Source organism: Tepidiphilus sp. HLB4 (assembly GCF_054823945.1).
Window position 1 is genome coordinate 43,318 of the sequence record NZ_JSYB01000014.1, and the last position, 15,834, is coordinate 59,151.

Sequence of the window (15,834 nt, forward strand, 5' to 3'; positions counted from 1 at the left end):
GCCCGCTTCCCCGACGATCTTTCCCTGCGGTCCTCTCGAAAAACCATCGCCAGCGGCTGCAGCAGGCCATTCGATCCCTTTTTATGTTTTGACCTGGCTCGCCGGCATCGGTTTGCTCACCTTCGCCTTTCTCTACGCCTTGCCATTCATTCCCATCGACGAGACGCGCTACCTCGGCGTGGCCTGGGAGATGTTCGCCCGCGGCGACTTCCTCGTACCCTATTTGAACGGACACCCCTATCACCACAAGCCGCCGCTGCTCTTCTGGATACTCCACGCAGGCTGGGCCATTTTCGGGGTGAACGACTGGTGGCCGCGGGTGGCGAGCGCCAGCCTCTCCTTTGCCGGAGTGCTCCTCACCGCCCGTCTCGCCCGCCGCCTGTGGCCGGAGACGCCGGCGCTCGGTGGATGGGCCGGTACGATCCTGCTCGGAACGGGACTGTGGGCTGTGTTCACGGCGGCCGTGATGTTCGACACCTTGCTCGCCGCCTGCGTGCTGCTGGCGATGAACGGCCTATGGGATGCCGCTCGAGGCCAGAGACGTGCTTGGCTATGGGTGGGCGCCGGCATCGGTCTGGGCGTACTCGCCAAAGGGCCGGTGGTGCTGCTGCACGTGCTGCCGGCGGCACTGCTGTGGCCCTGGTGGCGGCCGGAAGCGGGGCTGCCCGGTCGCTGGTACCGACGTTTGGCGCTCGCCGCCCTGGGTGGCGCGGCCATCGCCCTCACCTGGGCGGTGCCGGCGGCGATCCGCGGCGGCCCGGAGTATGCCCACATGATCTTCTGGGGGCAAAGCGCCGGGCGCATCGTCGAATCCTTCGCCCACCGCCGCTCTTGGTGGTGGTACCTGCCGCTCTTGCCGCTCCTGCTCGCACCTTGGACGCTGTGGCCGAGCGCCTGGCGTGCGCTCGCGCGTCTGCGCCCCCTGCGCGAGCCGGCGCTGCGTTTTCTCCTGGCGTGGGCAGGAATTTCTTTCCTCGCCTTCTGCGCCATCAGCGGCAAGCAGGCACATTATCTCCTGCCGCTCTTCCCCGCCGTGTCCCTGCTGCTTGCGCGGGCACTCGCCGTGCACGGCGAGCACCCCAGCCGCCTCGATCGCCTGCCTGTTCTGCTGCCGCTCGCGGCGGCCGCCGCCCTCGTCTTCTTGCGCCTGCACCCGCCAGCGCATCTGCCGCCTTTCCTGGCCAACCTTCCTTCCTGGCCAGCGGCGGCGCTTGCCACCCTGGCGATCACCGGTTGGCTCCTGCCTTGGCGCACGCGTTCGGCCTGGCTGCCAACCTTTGCTCTCGGCACGGGGCTCTTCCTCACGATCCTCGCCCTGGGATTGGGCCGGGCCGCCGCCCCCTATTACGACGTACGCCCGGCGAGCCGCTTCATCGCCCAAGCCCAGGCCGAAGGGCGTCCGGTGGCGTTCGTGGGTCAATATCACGATCAATTCCACTTCTACGGCCGTTTGAATCAACCGATCGAGGAAATCTCCTGGTCGGAGCTGCATGTTTGGGCCAAGGAATATCCCGAAGGGATCCTCATCGATACGTTCAAGGGCATGCCGCCCCCCGAGTTCGCGGCGCCCCTCTTGCAGCAACCCTATCGCGGACAAATCCTCTTCATCGCCTCCGCCCGCGAAATCGCGGCGCTTTCCCATCCTTCATCCCCCACCCTTCAACCCAACGACGACGTCGACGACGCGTCGGAGTGAACTTCATGGACCTCTCCATCGTCATTCCTGTACATAATGAACGCGACAACGTCGCCACCCTCGCCGACGAAATCCAAGCCGCGCTCGGCGGCAAGCTCGAGTTCGAGGTGATCTTCGTCGACGACGCGAGCACCGATGACACGTTTGCCGTGCTGCAAGACCTCTGCGCCCAGAAGGGGCCGAACTGGCACGTAGTGCGCCATGAGCGCAATGCCGGTCAGAGCGCGGCGCTGCTCACCGGGGCGCTCGCTGCACAAGGAGCATGGATCGGCACGCTCGACGGCGACGGTCAGAACGATCCGGCCGACCTGTGGCGTTTCTGGACCCTGGTGCAGCAGGAGTCAGACCCACCGGACATGGTCATCGGCCACCGCGTCGATCGCCACGACACGTGGATTCGACGGCTATCCTCGCGCATCGCCAATGCGGTCCGTTCGGCGCTATTGCACGACGGCGTGCCGGACAGCGGCTGCGGCGTAAAGCTCATCCGGCGCGAGCTCTTCCTGCGCCTGCCTTACTTCGACCACTTCCACCGCTTCCTGCCGGCGCTGGTGCGACGCGAAGGAGGACGCGTCGTCTCGATGCCGGTGCATCACCGCCCCAGGCGGCACGGCACGTCGAAATACGGCATCGGCAACCGCCTCTGGGTCGGTCTGGTCGATCTCTTCGGTGTGTGGTGGCTGCTGCACCGTCGCCGCTTGCCCTACCCTTCACGGCACGGAGAACAAAGATGAACCCCGACCTCATCTGGCTCGGCATCGGCCTGACCGGTCAGGCGCTTTTCTCGATGCGTTTTCTCGTCCAGTGGCTCGCGAGCGAACGCCAGCGGCGAAGCGTTATGCCAATAGCATTTTGGTACTTCAGCCTCGCTGGCGGGGCGACGCTGCTTGCCTACGCCATCTATCGCGCCGATCCCGTCTTCATCATCGGCCAGCTCACGGGCCTTTTCATCTACGCCCGCAACCTGCATCTCATCTGGCGCGAGCGCAAGCGTCACGCCCGGGACGGCGCCTCCGAGGTCTCGGCCTGAAGCGCAGCTGATTTCTTCACGAGCGCTCAGCGCCCGACGGTCTTGTCCGCGAAAAGCAGAATGTCGGGTCTAGGCAAACCGATGTAATACCCCTGGGCGTGCGTCACTCCAAGGGCACGCAGGTGCTCAAGCAGGCTCTGGCTCTCGACGAATTCGGCCACCGTCTGGATGCCGAGATCGTGGCACAGGCGGGCGAGGTTGCGCACCAGCGCTTCGTCGGTCTTCGAGTGCTCGATGCCGCGGATGAAGGCACCGTCGATCTTGACGAAATCGAATTCCAGCTCGCGCAGGTAGTGGAAGGAGTTGTAGCCGCTGCCGAAATCGTCGAGGGCGAAACGAAACCCTTTCTTGCGCAAGGTGGAGAGGAAAAGGCGGATCTTCTCCATGTCGGAGATGGCATCGCGCTCCAGCAGTTCGAAGACGATGCGATGAGGGTCGATCTCCCACTGATAACAAAGGCGGGAGGCAAAGGTCAGTACGTTGCGGTTCTGGATCTCCTGCACCGAGAGATTGAGAAAGAGCAGCGGGGCCGAATCGTTTGCCGTCGGCGGCAAACGGCGCAGGGCATCGAGCGCGGCGGCAATCATGCGACGATCGAGCTCCCGGCCCATGCCGTACTTTTCGATGGCGTCGATGAAGCGGGCGGCGGAGACGATCTCGCCATCATCGGCGATGAGACGCGCGAGCACCTCGTAGGCGACGACCCGGCCACTTCCCGTTTCGATGATGGGCTGGAAATAGGGGACGATGCGCCCCTTGCGTAAAGCGGCACGCACGACCTCCGCTTCCTGGCGACGGTGCTGGGCGATGCGCTGCACTTCCTCGCCGCGGTCGATGTCGCTGTAGTGAAAGACGCCGTCCTTGCCCCGTTTCTTCGCTTCATAGGCGGCGAAGTCGAGCCGGGTCATCAGATCGTTTTGATTGGCTCCGTCGGCGGGATAGGTGACGATGCCAATGGAGGCCGTGAGATGGAATTCAAGCTGGGAAGCGTGGACGGGATGCTCGCGCAGACGGTCACGGATGGTACGGGCAAGGCGTTTGGCTTCTTCTTTGCCCGTCTCCGGCAAGAGGATGACGAACTCATCCCCGCCGATACGGCAGATGAGATCGCCCGGCCGCACACAGGTCTTGAGGTGACTTGCGACCTGGCACAAGGCTTCGTCGCCCACGGGATGGCCGAAGGTGTCGTTGACGTCCTTGAAATCGTCGAGATCGACCATCAGCAGAGAGAATTCGTGCTGGTGGCGCTCGCTGCGCGTGATCTCGTACTGCAGCATGGAGAGAAAATGCCGCCGGTTGTAGAGGTTGGTGAGGGGATCGTGCAGCGAATAGTATTCGAGCTCGGCGAGCGACTGCCCCAACGCGCGGCTGGAGCCGACCACGATGACGACGATCGCCAGAAGCGAGCGGATCACTGCCTCTTCCTGCGGCGAGAGCTTCTCATGCACGCCGAAGGCCGCCCCGAGGATGCCGGCGAGCTTGGTGTGCCGCTCCGGCACCCGCTCGGTGATCAACATCATCGATTCAACCGGCTTCGCCTCGGCGGGTTGGGTCGTGAGGAAATGCTCTTCGATGTCAAACGCCGCATCGGGAGGCTGACCCAGGGAAGCGAGGACGTGCTGCGAGACGCGATGCAAGAGCTGCTCTCGCATGGCCGATTCCAGCGCCGCAGGGTGGAAGACCTTGAGCGTCAGCCCGTGCTTCTCGGCAAAAGCGACGAAGAACGCATCGAACGGAAAGATCTGGTAAAAATCGGTGAGGATCTCCTTGAGGAACTCCATCCATTGGGAGATGCGCTCGTAGGAAAAGATGATGCGTTCGAGCACGGCGCGCTGCCGGTCGATGAGCTCCTTCTCCACCAGGGTCTGGGTGAGTTCGGCGCTGGCTGCTTCAAAGTGGTGCAGCAAGGAGACGATGGCCTCGGTCTGGGCCCGCCCATCCTGGTCGAGGAGCTCGTGGAGCAGACCGACCATACGGTCGAGGCGGGCAAGCTGGGAGCGGGGAGATTCCGCCTCGGCCGTTCCTTCGGCCGGCGGATGCTCGAGCGTCGCCGCCAGACGGCGATGGGCGCGCTCGAGTGCAGCCGCCATGGCCGAAAACCCGAGACGGAAACGGGTCTCATGCTCGAGGATACCGGTGATCGCTCGCAGGCTATCGCGCCGCAGACGCAAGAGATCGGGGGGAATGAAACGGTTCATCGCCGAAACACTCCCCCGGGCTGCAGGAGATCGACGCCGCATTCGAGCCCCTCGAGCCAGCCGAGGAACTGGCCAACGGCAGCGCCGCGATAGACCGGCCCGTGCTGTGGCGCCAGCAGCTCGACCGGCCGCTCGCCCAAGGTTTCCCTCCACGCTTTGATGGCGCGGTTGCTCGCCATGTAGCGGCGATGGAACCCCTCGATGCGGGGCAGATGCGGCGCCAGATCCTCGATGAAGGTCTGCGTCTCGGCACCGCTCAGTTCCGAAGCCCCCACGTCGCCGGAAAAGAGGATCTTCGCCCGCGGATCGTAGACCTGGAAGTTGCCCTCGGAATGCAGGAAGTGCGCCGGAATCAGGTCGAGAACGGCGGAGGTTCCAAGATCGATCTGGGCGCCGGTATCGGGGATGGCGACGATACGATCGGTGTTCGGAAGGCCATAATGAGGGATGAAACGCGTCCACAGGCGCGAGATGAGCACGGTGGCGCGCGTGAGTTCGAGCCAGGAGGCAAGGCCGCCCACGATGTCCGGGTCTTGGTGCGACAAGACGATGTAGCGGATCTGCTCCGGCTCGCAGTAGGCGAGCATGGCATCGAGCACGTCGGGCATCACCCCGAAGCCGCCGGGATCGAGCAGGACGCCGAACTCCTGATGCAGGATGAGGAACTGGTTGGAGTGGATGCCGCCCTCATCGAGCTCCTCGCTTTCGTTGAGCAGCACGCACAGATGGGCATCGTCCCGGTAGAGCTCTACGTTGTGCATGGATGTTCCGCCTCCACTGGCCCGGCGGGCGCCTGGGCGGCATCGCCGAAGAAAAGGGGCTGATGGCACCGCAGGTGCGCCCGCAAACGTTGCAATGATAACAAATCTCCTTTCTCTGCACCCTTCTTCCTTCCTGTTAAAATGAGATTCCCTTTCGCAGCACGGCAAACGATGCGACCCTACCTCGATCTCCTGCGCCACATCCTGGAGCACGGCACCCGCAAGGCGGACCGCACCGGAACCGGCACCCTGTCGGTCTTCGGCTGGCAGATGCGCTTCGATCTGCGCCAAGGCTTTCCGCTGCTCACCACCAAGAAACTGCACGTCAAATCGATCATCCACGAACTGCTGTGGTTTCTGCGCGGCGACACCAACGTGGCGTACCTGCGCGAGCACGGCGTGACGATCTGGGACGAGTGGGCCGACGAGCACGGCGAGCTGGGGCCGGTCTATGGCAAGCAATGGCGGCGCTGGGAGGCGCCGGACGGTCGCAGCATCGACCAGATCGCCCGCCTCGTCGAAGGGCTGAAGACGAATCCGGATTCGCGCCGCCACCTGGTCGTGGCCTGGAATCCGGCCGAGGTGGACCAGATGGCGCTACCGCCCTGCCACGCGCTCTTCCAGTTCTACGTCGCCGAGGGCAGGCTCTCCTGCCAGCTCTACCAGCGCAGCGCCGACGTCTTTCTCGGCGTGCCGTTCAACATCGCCTCCTATGCGCTGCTCACCCTGATGGTGGCCCAGATCTGCGGCTATGAGGCGCACGAGTTCATCTGGACGGGGGGAGATTGCCATCTCTACCTCAACCACCTGGAGCAGGCCCGGCTGCAGCTTGGCCGCGAGCCGCGGCCGCTACCCAAGATGAAGCTCAACCCGGAAGTGACCGATCTCTTCGCTTTCCGCTACGAGGATTTCACGCTGGAAGGCTACGATCCGCACCCCCACATCCCGGCACCGGTGGCGGTATGAGCGAGTGGGTGATCGTCGCCGCGGTGGCGCGAAATGGCGTGATCGGTCGCGGCGGGGCGCTGCCGTGGCGGCTGAAATCCGACTTGCGGCACTTCCGCCGACTTACCACCGGGCACGCGGTGCTCATGGGGCGCAAGACCTGGGAATCGCTCGGCCGGTCGCTGCCCCATCGCCGCAACGTGGTGGTGAGCCACGATCCCTCTTTCACGGCCCCCGGCGCGGAAGTCTATCCCTCGCTCGAAGCCGCGCGGGCGGCGCTCGAGGCTGAGCCGGTGGTCTTCGTGATCGGCGGAGCGCAGATCTATCGCCAGACACTGCCGTTTGCCGATCGCCTGGTGATCACAGAAGTGGACGCCGAGCCTCAGGGGGATGCGTTCTTCCCTGAATGGGACCGGAGGCGCTTCGCCGAAGTCGGCCGCGAACGCCCCGAGGCGGATCCTGACGACGAATACCCTTACCAGATCGTCACCTACCGCCACAGCGACGCTTAGCGCCCCGAATCCGTCGGTAGTCCAATTTCCCGCTGGACGAGAAGGAACCCGCGCAAGGTCTCCTCGAAACGCTCGATCGGCACGGGTCGCGCGAAATAATAACCCTGGTAGGCGGGGCATCCTAGCTCGGCCAGGAACTTCCATTGCTCGGGCGTCTCCACCCCCTCGGCGATCACCTCCAGCCCCAGGCTGTGGGCGAGCGCCACGATGGTGCGTGCGATGGCCGCATCGTTGGAGTCGGTGAGCACGTCGCGCACGAAGGACTGATCGATCTTCAACTCGTCGAGCGGCAGGCGCTTGAGGTAGGTGAGCGAGGAATACCCCGTGCCGAAGTCGTCCAGGGCGAAGCCAATGCCTTTCTGTTTGAGAAGACGCATCTTCTCGATGACGCCAGCAATGTCGGAGGCCAAGGTGCTCTCGGTGAGCTCCAGTTTGAGGCGGCGCGGATCCGCACCGCTCTTTTCGACCACCTCCAGCACCTGATCGACGAAATCCGGCTGATAGATCTGGCGGGCGCTGACGTTGACCGAGAGGGTCAGCTGGGCCGTCTCCGGCGTGCTTGCCCAAGAAACCAGCTGCCGGCAGGCCGTCTCCAGCACCCAGCGCCCGAGAGGGACGATGAGGCCGGTTTCCTCGGCAAGCGGAATGAACTCGGCCGGCGAGATCATGCCGCGCTCGGGATGCGGCCAGCGGATGAGCGCCTCGGCGCCCACGGCCTGATGGGGGCCACGCACCTGCAGCTGGTAATACAGGACGAACTGGCCGGCCTCGATCGCCTGCTCCAGATCCCGCTCGAGCTCGGCGCGGTGACGCACGGCGCGCGCCATCTCTTCATCGAAGAAACACAAGCGGTTACGGCCGCTGGCCTTTGCGTGGTACATCGCCAGTTCGGCGCGCTTGAGGAGCTCGTCGAGCCCGACCTGCGCCCCGTGAAACAGGGCGGCGCCGCAGCTGGCGGTGGTGCGCATCTGCGCGTGTCCGATGCGACAGGGTTGAACGAGCAAGGTGCGCAAGCGTTCGAAGAGCGCCTCGATGCGGCCTCTGGCCTCGGCTTCGTCCTCGTCGAGCCCGGTAAGGACGACGAGGAACTCATCGCCACCGGCACGCGCGACTTGCGCTTCGCCTCCCAATCCATCGCGCAAACGCTCGGCCACCTCGCGCAACAGCTCGTCGCCGGCTTCGTGGCCCAAGGTCTCGTTGAGCGTTTTGAAGTCGTCGAGATCGAAGAGCAGCAGCGCCCCATGACTTCCGCCATCGTTGCTCAGAACCTCCCGGAGGTATTCGAGAATGGCTACTCGGTTCGGCAAGCCGGTGAGCTGGTCATAGAAAGCGAGCTGGCGGATACGCGCCTGCGCCTGCTTCTGTTCGGCGATGGTGGCGGCGAGCTTTTCCGTCATCGAATTGATGCCCTGCTGCAAGTCGCCCAATTCGTCGGTGGCGGTGATGGAGATGCGCATCTCCAGGGCTCCGTCCTCGATCTGCTTGAGCGCGCGCAGGGTATGCTGCACCCGGCGCGTGATGAGGCGGTGCGCCACGAAGACGATGGCAAACGACGTGAAGAGGAGGAAGGCCAAAGACAGCGCCGCGCCCCAGGCAATCACCTCACGGGTGGCGGCACGCAGCTCGGCGGTGTCGAAGGTGAGCACCACGGTATAGAGAGGAGCGGAGGACTCCGGCCCTCGCACGTGCAAGACGGCGGTGAGCCGTTCGGGCGCGAAGAATGCTTCGAACTCTGGCCGCACGGAGGCATTCAACCAGGAAGGGTCGAATCCTGGCACTTCATCGGCTTTTTTTCCCAACAGCAGGGGGTCGCTTGCGACGATCACCCGGCCGCTGCCGCCCAAGACGAATCCTCCCTGGTAGCCGAGGCCGATCAGATCGGACATGAGGCAAGGGGTGGCCACCGCGTTGAGCGGCAGGTTTTCTTCCTGCAGCATGCGGCCGACGCGCTGCAGCTGCGTCTCGATGCGCCGCTCCATCAGGGTGCGCGAGCGGTCGAGATACACGGCCGTGAGCGCTCCGAAGGCGAGCGCCTCGATCGCCAGGACCAGCCAGGCGATGCGGGCGATGAGACCGAAGCGGGGACGGTGCATGCCTGGCCTCTCAAGGCGTATAGGAAGGAGTTTCCTCGAAGGATTCGAGGCGGGTGGCGTCTTCCCCCTCGTAGCGTGCCTCCTCGGGGCTCAGGTGCCCGAGGATTTTGATGCCGGCAGCGGGGTTGGCGGGATCATGGCGCCAGGTGGCGGTATAGACGGATTGCTGCAGGTGATGGCTTGCCGGATCCAGGTAGGCGTCGTCGTGCTGCATGCGCTCGCGCGCGCTCCAGCGCATCGTCTCGAGCGTGCGGATCACGGCATGGTTGTGCGTCGTACCGGCGCGTTCGATCGCCTGCAGCAGCGCCCGCATGGCCAGATAGGCGGCGTGCGTCACGTCGCCGGGATAATCGAGCACCGTGTTGCCGTAGCGCTGCCGGTAGCGTGCCACGAACTCGGCCGTGCCGGGCGTGTCGAGGTTCCACGCCCAGGTGGTGCCGAAGAGCGGCCGCGGCGTACCGGGCGCCGGATAGAGTTCTTCCCAATCGACCTCCCCCACCACCCACGACTGCCGCTCGAAGAGCGCGGGGTCGATCTGGGCGAAGAGCCGGATCTGGTTGTTGCCGCTCAGGTTCACGGCGACGACGTCGATGTCCATGGCGGCGATGCGCGCGGCAAGCCCCGCCGGATCGGGCAGCGAGACGGGCACGACGACCTCCTCGACCACGCTGCCACCGTAGCGCTCGATGTAGCCGCGCGAGGCCGCCGCGTTGCTGTGCCCCCAGACGTTGTCCTCGGTGAGCAGGATGGCGCGCTTGCGCGGATGCCGATCGAGGGCGTATTTCAGGAGCGCCTTGTTGAAGTTGGCTCCGTTGGCGTCGAACACGAACTTGGTGCGATGTGCGTTCTCCACCGCCTCCGAGGGCGAGGAGGAGTTGGTGTTGATGAAGATCACGCCGTATTTCTGACATACCGCCGACATGGCAGCGGCCACGCCCGAGTCGATCGCCCCGACCATGAAGGCGATGTGGTTCTGTGTGATGAGCGACTCGGCGATCTTGGCCGCCTGCGCCGGATCGGTGGTGGCGTTGCGTGTGAGCAGAACCAGGTCTCGCCCCAGGATTTTGCCGCCGAAATCCTCGATCGCCATCTCCACGCCGCGCCGGTCGGCCTCGGCGTGTAGGGCGAAACGGCCCGTGGTGGGCATCACGTGGGCGATGAGCAGCGGCGGCAGGGTCTGGGCGAAGGAGATGCTGCTCAGGAAAAGGAAGGGTAGAAAGCAGGCCCCTGCCTTGCGCCAAGAACAAGAAGAGCGGAAATGCCCCAGGCGCAGCAGGCAAAAGACGAAAAACCTCGCCGCCGCTGGCAGATACCTTCCGAAACGCTGCATGTCGCCCCCCTTTGTCGTCGCTAGCGTGTACGGCGGCGCGCCGCGTTCAGCCGCTACGAACGCACGCAGTCGACATGATAGTTCCCTTCAGAGTCCTTGACCAGACCATGGATATCGGTCTCGAAACCGGGAAAGCGCCGGTTGAAGTCGCGGGCGAACTGGAGATAGCGCACGATGGTGGCGTTGAAGCGCTCGCCGGGGATCAGCAACGGAATACCGGGAGGATAAGGCGTGACGAGCATGGCGGTGATCCGGCCTTCGAGCTCGTCGATGGGGACGCGGTCGATCTTGCGGTGCGCCATCATGGCGAAGGCGTCGGACGGGCGCATCGCCGGCACCATCTCGGAGGTGTACATCTCGGTGGTGAGCCTAGCCACGTCGTGCGCCTTGTAGAAGGCGTGGATGCGCTGGCACAGGTCGCGCAGCCCCCAGTCCTCGTACTGCGGGTGTTTGGCGACGAATTCGGGCATCACCCGCCACAGCTTGCGGTTGCCGTCGTAGTCGTCCTTGAACTGCTGCAGCTCGGTGACCATGGTATTCCAGCGGCCCTTGGTGATGCCGATGGTAAACATGATGAAAAAAGAATAAAGGCCCGTTTTCTCGACCACGATGCCGTGCTCGGCAAGGTAACGCGTCACCACGCCGGCCGGAATGCCCCATTCGTCGAATTCGCCTTCGACGTCCAGCCCCGGGGTAATGATGGTGGCCTTGATCGGATCGAGGATGTTGAACCCTTCGGCCACGGCGCCGAAGCCGTGCCAGCGGTCGTTGGGGCGCAGCAGCCAGTCTTCGCGCTGGCCCACCCCTTCTTCGGCGAGGTAATCCGGACCCCACACCTTGAACCACCAATCCCCGAGTTCGGCTTCCACGTCGCGCATGGCGCGGCGGAATTCCGCCGCTTCCATGAGGGATTCCTCCACGAGCGCCGTGCCGCCGGGCGGCTCCATCATGGCGGCAGCGATGTCGCACGAGGCGATGATGGCGTACTGGGGCGAGGTGGAGGAGTGCATGAGGTAGGATTCGTTGAACACGTCGCGGTCGAGCTTGCGCGTGCGCGATTCCTGCACCAGGATCTGCGAGGCTTGGGACAAGCCCGCGAGCAGCTTGTGCGTCGATTGAGTGGAAAAGATGAGCGAGTGCTCGCAACGCGGGCGATCCTCGCCGATGGCGTGATAGTCGCCATAGAAATCGTGGAAGGCGGCGTGCGGCAGCCAGGCCTCGTCGAAGTGCAGCGTGTCGATGTAGCCGTCGAGCTTCTGCTTGATGGTCTCGACGTTGTAGGCAATGCCGTCGTAGGTCGACTGCGTGATCGTCAGGATGCGCGGCGTGCGGCTGTTGGCCTGATCGATGAAGGGGTGCGCATCGATCTTGGCTTGGATCGAGGCCGGTTCGAACTCTTCGAGCGGAATCGGGCCGATGATGCCGTAGTGGTTGCGCGTGGGCGGCAGGAAGACGGGAATCGCCCCTGTCATGATGATGGCGTGGAGGATCGACTTGTGGCAGTTGCGGTCGACCACCACGATGTCGTTGGGTGCCACCGTGGAGTGCCACACCATCTTGTTCGAGGTGGAGGTGCCGTTGGTGACGAAATAAAGGTGGTCGCAGTGGAAGATGCGCGCGGCGTTGCGCTCGGAGGCCGCCACCGGTCCGGTGTGATCGAGCAACTGCCCGAGTTCCTCGACGGCGTTGCAGACGTCGGCGCGCAACAGGTTCTCGCCGAAGAACTGGTGGAACATCTGTCCCACCGGGCTCTTCAAGAAAGCCACCCCCCCCGAGTGCCCAGGGCAGTGCCAGGAGTAGGAGCCGTCGGCGGCGTAATGGGTGAGCGCGCGGAAGAAGGGCGGCGGCAGGCTCTCCAGGTAATTGCGCGCCTCGCGCACGACATAGCGGGCGATGAACTCGGGCGTGTCCTCGAACATGTGGATGAAGCCGTGCATCTCGCGCAGCACGTCGTTGGGGATATGGCGGCTGGTGCGCGTCTCGCCATAGAGGAAAATGGGGATGTCGTGGTTGCGAAAGCGCACGGCGCGCACGAAGCCGCGCAGCCGGGCGATGGCGCGTGCGGCATCTTCCGGCGCCTGGAATTCCTCGTCGTCGATCGACAGCAGGAACGCGGAGGCGCGGCTCTGCTGCTGGGCGAACGAGGAGAAATCGGCAATGCTGGTCACGCCGAGCACTTCCATGCCTTCGGCTTCGATCGCCTTGGCCAGCACCCGGATGCCCAGGCCGCTCGCATTCTCGGAGCGGAAGTCTTCGTCGATGATGACAATAGGGAAATGGAAGCGCATGGGACCCGCCCTCGCAGCAAGAAACGGCATGGATCGAAGACCGGGAGGCGACTCAGAGACGCGGCAACGTCACGCCACGCTGGCCGAGATATTTGCCGCCGCGGTCGCGGTAGGAGGTTTCACAGACTTCGTCGGACTCGAAGAAGATCATCTGCGCCACGCCTTCGTTGGCGTAGATTTTTGCTGGCAGCGGCGTGGTGTTGGAAAATTCCAGCGTCACGTAGCCTTCCCATTCCGGTTCGAGCGGCGTGACATTGACGATGATGCCGCAGCGCGCGTAGGTGCTCTTGCCCAGGCAGACGGTAAGGACGTTCCTGGGAATGCGGAAGTATTCCACCGTACGGGCGAGCGCAAAGGAGTTGGGCGGGATGATGCAGACTTCGCCCTTAAAATCGACGAAACTGCGCTCGTCGAAGGCCTTGGGGTCGACGATGGTGGAATTGATATTGGTGAAGATCTTGAATTCGTCGGCGCAGCGCACGTCGTAGCCGTAGCTGGAAGTGCCGTAGGAGACGATCTTGCCGCGCTCGGTCTGGCGCACGAGCTCGGGCGCGAAGGGTTCGATCATGCCATGCTCTTGCGCCATGCGCCGTATCCAGCGATCCGATTTGATGCTCATCGTACTCCCGTTCGTGGCCTGGGTCGAAAACGGCGCGACCGGCAACCCTGCGCGCCCAGAATTGCCGCGAAGTGTACGCCAAAACTCAGCGGTTTTGCACCACGACGGTAGGGAATTTGTGGCTGAGATCGCGCGGCGCGCGCGCGAGCGCCAGCGCCACACGGCGGGCGATGTCGCGGTAGCGGGCGGCGATGGGCCCTTCCGGCTCGGCCACGACGGTGGGCGTTCCCGAGTCGGTTTCCTTGCGGATGCGGATGTCGAGCGGCAGCGCGCCCAGGAAAGGCAGGCCGTATTCCTGGGCCATCTTCTCGCCGCCGCCGCTGCCGAAAATGGGCTCGGCATGACCGCAGTTCGAGCAGACGTGGATGCTCATGTTCTCGACGAGCCCGAGGACCGGGACATTGACCTTCTGGAACATCTTCACCGCCTTGCGCGCGTCGAGCAGCGCGATGTCCTGCGGGGTGGTGACGATGAGCGCGCCGGTGAGCGGCGCCTTCTGCGACAGGGTGAGCTGGATGTCGCCCGTGCCCGGCGGCAGGTCGACGACGAGATAGTCGAGCTCGTGCCAGTTCGTCTGGGTGAGCAGCTGCAGCAGCGCCTGGGAGGCCATGGGCCCGCGCCAGATCATGGGCGTTTCGGGATCGACGAGAAAGCCGATGGAATTGACCTGCAGGCCGTGGGCCATGAGCGGTTCCATGCTCTTGCCGTCGGTCGATTCCGGCGGCTGATGCCCCAGACCCAGCATCTGGGGAATCGAGGGACCGTAGATGTCGGCATCGAGCACGCCCACGCGCGCCCCTTCGGCCAGAAGCGCCAAGGCGAGGTTCACCGCCGTGGTGCTCTTGCCTACCCCGCCCTTGCCGGAAGCCACCGCGATCACGTTGGCCACGCCGGGCAGAGGTTGCGTGCCGGGCGGAATCTTGTGGATCTCGATGCGGGAGAAAAGCTCGACCTGCACCGACGCCACCCCGGGCAGCCGGCTGAGCGCCTGCGTCACCGCCTCGCGTACCGCCTCGCCCATCGTCGCCACGGGGTAATCCAGAGCAAGCCGCACGCGCACCGTGCCGCCTTCGGTCTCTAGCCCCGCGATCGCCCTTTTACCCAAGGAGGTTCCAAGGTTGGGATCGGTCAGGGCCGCGAGGGCGTCGCGGATCGCATCGGGGGAAAGGCTCATCTCGGGACTCCAACAGGGTTCGGGTATCATTGCTGCGGGTTTGCCCCGATCTTACTGCAAAGCGCAGGATGGCAAACCCGCCGCCCTTCAGGGTTTCCGTCAGGTCCGAGGATGAGTCCAGACATCGACCATTGCCGCGAGCGTCTCGAGCGCCGTCCCGATGCCCGCTACTACAGCCTTCTGCTGCTGCGTGGCCCGAGGCAGGAGGCGCTCTTCGTGCTCTATGCGCTCATCGACGCGCTGGAAGACGCCGTGCGTTCCTGCCGCGAGCCTGAAGTAGCGCTCACCACCCTTTCCTGGTGGGCGAACGAAGTCGCAGCCGCCTTCTCTGGAACGCCGACCCACCCCATTACGCGGGCGTTGCGCCTCGTGCTGGCGGATCTCCCCTGGGAACGGGCTTTCTTCGACGAACTGGTGCTCGCGGCGCGTCTGCGGGCGGCGACGATGCGCTGTGCTTCCAGCGCCGAGCTGCAGCAATTGACCTATCGCTTGGGGGCGGTGCCGGCGCTGCTGACGGTGCGCGCCCTGGGAGGCTTGGAGCGTGAGGCCCAGCAGGCGGCGCAGGAATTGGGCATGGGGCTCGCGCTTGCCGAGCTGCTGCTGGGCGTTGGGGCGGACGCACGCACCGGGCGCATCCTATTGCCGGTGGATCAGCTGCAGCGCCACGGCGTGCCCGCCGCGCAGATCCTCGAAGGGCGCTGGAGCGAAGCCTTCGCGGCGCTGATGCGGGCCCAGGCCGAGCGGGTGCGGCACCACTTCCGGGCCGCCGACGAGGCGGCCACCGCCCAGATGCGCCAGGCACTGCGTCCCCTGATGGCGCGCCGCACGGTGACCGAAGCCCTGCTCGCCGAAGCCGAGGAGATTGATTACCGCCTGCTCGATCGTCGTCTCGAACTGCCGCCGCTGCGGCAGCTGTGGCTGACCTGGCGCGGCTGGCGGAGGAAACCCGGCCGATGAGGGTGGCGATCGTCGGCGCCGGGGTGGCGGGGTTGGTGTGCGCCCTGCGGCTGGCGGAAGCCGGAGTCCGGGTGGCGGTATTCGAGCGCTCGCCAAGGCTGGGCACGGGCATCTCCTGTCTGAGCGCGGAAATTTTGCCCCTGTGGGGGGCGAGCCCACACCTTTTTGCCTGCGCCCGCCGCCTGGGCCTGTCGCCGCGCCACCTGAAAACGTCGACGCCAGGATGGACGG

General features: G+C 64.8%; 14 protein-coding genes. 7 read left to right on the plus strand and 7 right to left on the minus strand.

The annotated features are described in order from the left end of the window. The first annotated feature begins 88 nt into the window (after positions 1 to 88). From OA56_RS03660 to OA56_RS03670, 3 genes are read left to right on the plus strand one after another with little or no spacing between them, the layout of a single operon-like run. Entirely contained in the window at positions 89 to 1,696 is a 1,608-nt protein-coding gene (locus OA56_RS03660; protein WP_461583507.1) for an ArnT family glycosyltransferase, read from the plus strand. 5 nt (positions 1,697 to 1,701) lie between these two features. Continuing rightward, a complete protein-coding gene (locus OA56_RS03665; protein ID WP_461583509.1) occupies positions 1,702 to 2,430 on the plus strand; it encodes a glycosyltransferase family 2 protein in 729 nt (242 codons plus the stop codon). Beyond that, a complete protein-coding gene (locus OA56_RS03670; protein ID WP_055422788.1) occupies positions 2,427 to 2,726 on the plus strand; it encodes a lipid-A-disaccharide synthase N-terminal domain-containing protein in 300 nt (99 codons plus the stop codon). The genes OA56_RS03665 and OA56_RS03670 overlap by 4 nt, the downstream gene beginning before the upstream one ends. Before the next feature lie 26 nt (positions 2,727 to 2,752). Here OA56_RS03670 and OA56_RS03675 read toward each other — a convergent pair whose 3' ends face one another. Together OA56_RS03675 and OA56_RS03680 are read right to left on the minus strand one after the other, a co-directional pair. Next, a complete protein-coding gene (locus OA56_RS03675; protein ID WP_461583512.1) occupies positions 2,753 to 4,924 on the minus strand; it encodes a putative bifunctional diguanylate cyclase/phosphodiesterase in 2,172 nt (723 codons plus the stop codon). After that, entirely contained in the window at positions 4,921 to 5,685 is a 765-nt protein-coding gene (locus OA56_RS03680) for an oxygen-binding di-iron domain-containing protein (protein WP_055422790.1), read from the minus strand. The genes OA56_RS03675 and OA56_RS03680 overlap by 4 nt, the downstream gene beginning before the upstream one ends. A gap of 171 nt (positions 5,686 to 5,856) precedes the next feature. On the opposite strand from OA56_RS03680, the gene OA56_RS03685 reads away from it, so the two are divergent. Together OA56_RS03685 and OA56_RS03690 are read left to right on the plus strand one after the other, a co-directional pair. Beyond that, positions 5,857 to 6,651, plus strand: a complete 795-nt coding sequence (locus OA56_RS03685; RefSeq protein ID WP_461583514.1) for a thymidylate synthase — start codon at positions 5,857 to 5,859, stop codon at positions 6,649 to 6,651. Further along, on the plus strand, positions 6,648 to 7,142 hold the full coding sequence (locus tag OA56_RS03690) for a dihydrofolate reductase (RefSeq protein ID WP_461583516.1): 495 nt from the start codon (positions 6,648 to 6,650) through the stop codon (positions 7,140 to 7,142). Before OA56_RS03685 ends, OA56_RS03690 begins: the two co-directional genes overlap by 4 nt. Here OA56_RS03690 and OA56_RS03695 read toward each other — a convergent pair. The 5 genes from OA56_RS03695 to apbC all read right to left on the minus strand — a co-directional run bounded on the left by OA56_RS03695 (position 7,139) and on the right by apbC (position 14,646). Then, on the minus strand, positions 7,139 to 9,235 hold the full coding sequence (locus tag OA56_RS03695) for a putative bifunctional diguanylate cyclase/phosphodiesterase (protein ID WP_461583518.1): 2,097 nt from the start codon (positions 9,233 to 9,235) through the stop codon (positions 7,139 to 7,141). The genes OA56_RS03690 and OA56_RS03695 overlap by 4 nt on opposite strands. A gap of 10 nt (positions 9,236 to 9,245) precedes the next feature. Beyond that, positions 9,246 to 10,565 (minus strand): ABC transporter substrate-binding protein, encoded by a 1,320-nt coding sequence (locus OA56_RS03700; protein WP_461583520.1) that lies wholly within the window; start codon positions 10,563 to 10,565, stop codon positions 9,246 to 9,248. Positions 10,566 to 10,618: 53 nt separating this feature from the next. After that, complete coding sequence (locus OA56_RS03705) at positions 10,619 to 12,853, minus strand: arginine/lysine/ornithine decarboxylase (RefSeq protein WP_141056195.1); 2,235 nt, start codon at positions 12,851 to 12,853, stop codon at positions 10,619 to 10,621. Positions 12,854 to 12,905: 52 nt separating this feature from the next. Continuing rightward, a complete protein-coding gene (gene dcd / locus OA56_RS03710) occupies positions 12,906 to 13,472 on the minus strand; it encodes a dCTP deaminase (protein ID WP_028874211.1) in 567 nt (188 codons plus the stop codon). An 85-nt stretch (positions 13,473 to 13,557) separates the two neighbouring features. Beyond that, positions 13,558 to 14,646, minus strand: a complete 1,089-nt coding sequence (apbC, locus tag OA56_RS03715) for an iron-sulfur cluster carrier protein ApbC (protein ID WP_461583523.1) — start codon at positions 14,644 to 14,646, stop codon at positions 13,558 to 13,560. A gap of 111 nt (positions 14,647 to 14,757) precedes the next feature. Here apbC and OA56_RS03720 point away from each other — a divergent pair, with 111 nt between their 5' ends. Both OA56_RS03720 and OA56_RS03725 read left to right on the plus strand, forming a co-directional pair. Further along, the gene (locus OA56_RS03720) at positions 14,758 to 15,603 is read left to right on the plus strand and encodes a squalene/phytoene synthase family protein (protein ID WP_055422797.1); all 846 of its coding nucleotides are present in this window, start codon (positions 14,758 to 14,760) and stop codon (positions 15,601 to 15,603) included. Continuing rightward, positions 15,600 to 15,834: FAD-dependent oxidoreductase (locus OA56_RS03725; protein WP_461583526.1), on the plus strand; the 235-nt coding region annotated here is incomplete at its 3' end. The genes OA56_RS03720 and OA56_RS03725, both read left to right, overlap by 4 nt.

Bases quoted from the DNA above. Each gene is read 5' to 3' on its own strand.
- OA56_RS03665 (WP_461583509.1), top strand. From the start codon at position 1,702: ATGGACCTCTCCATCGTCATTCCTGTACATAATGAACGCGACAACGTC.
- OA56_RS03670 (WP_055422788.1), top strand. From the start codon at position 2,427: ATGAACCCCGACCTCATCTGGCTCGGCATCGGCCTGACCGGTCAGGCG.
- OA56_RS03675 (WP_461583512.1), bottom strand. From the start codon at position 4,924: ATGAACCGTTTCATTCCCCCCGATCTCTTGCGTCTGCGGCGCGATAGC.
- OA56_RS03680 (WP_055422790.1), bottom strand. From the start codon at position 5,685: ATGCACAACGTAGAGCTCTACCGGGACGATGCCCATCTGTGCGTGCTG.
- OA56_RS03685 (WP_461583514.1), top strand. From the start codon at position 5,857: ATGCGACCCTACCTCGATCTCCTGCGCCACATCCTGGAGCACGGCACC.
- OA56_RS03690 (WP_461583516.1), top strand. From the start codon at position 6,648: ATGAGCGAGTGGGTGATCGTCGCCGCGGTGGCGCGAAATGGCGTGATC.
- OA56_RS03695 (WP_461583518.1), bottom strand. From the start codon at position 9,235: ATGCACCGTCCCCGCTTCGGTCTCATCGCCCGCATCGCCTGGCTGGTC.
- OA56_RS03700 (WP_461583520.1), bottom strand. From the start codon at position 10,565: ATGCAGCGTTTCGGAAGGTATCTGCCAGCGGCGGCGAGGTTTTTCGTC.
- OA56_RS03705 (WP_141056195.1), bottom strand. From the start codon at position 12,853: ATGCGCTTCCATTTCCCTATTGTCATCATCGACGAAGACTTCCGCTCC.
- dcd (WP_028874211.1), bottom strand. From the start codon at position 13,472: ATGAGCATCAAATCGGATCGCTGGATACGGCGCATGGCGCAAGAGCAT.
- apbC (WP_461583523.1), bottom strand. From the start codon at position 14,646: ATGAGCCTTTCCCCCGATGCGATCCGCGACGCCCTCGCGGCCCTGACC.
- OA56_RS03720 (WP_055422797.1), top strand. From the start codon at position 14,758: ATGAGTCCAGACATCGACCATTGCCGCGAGCGTCTCGAGCGCCGTCCC.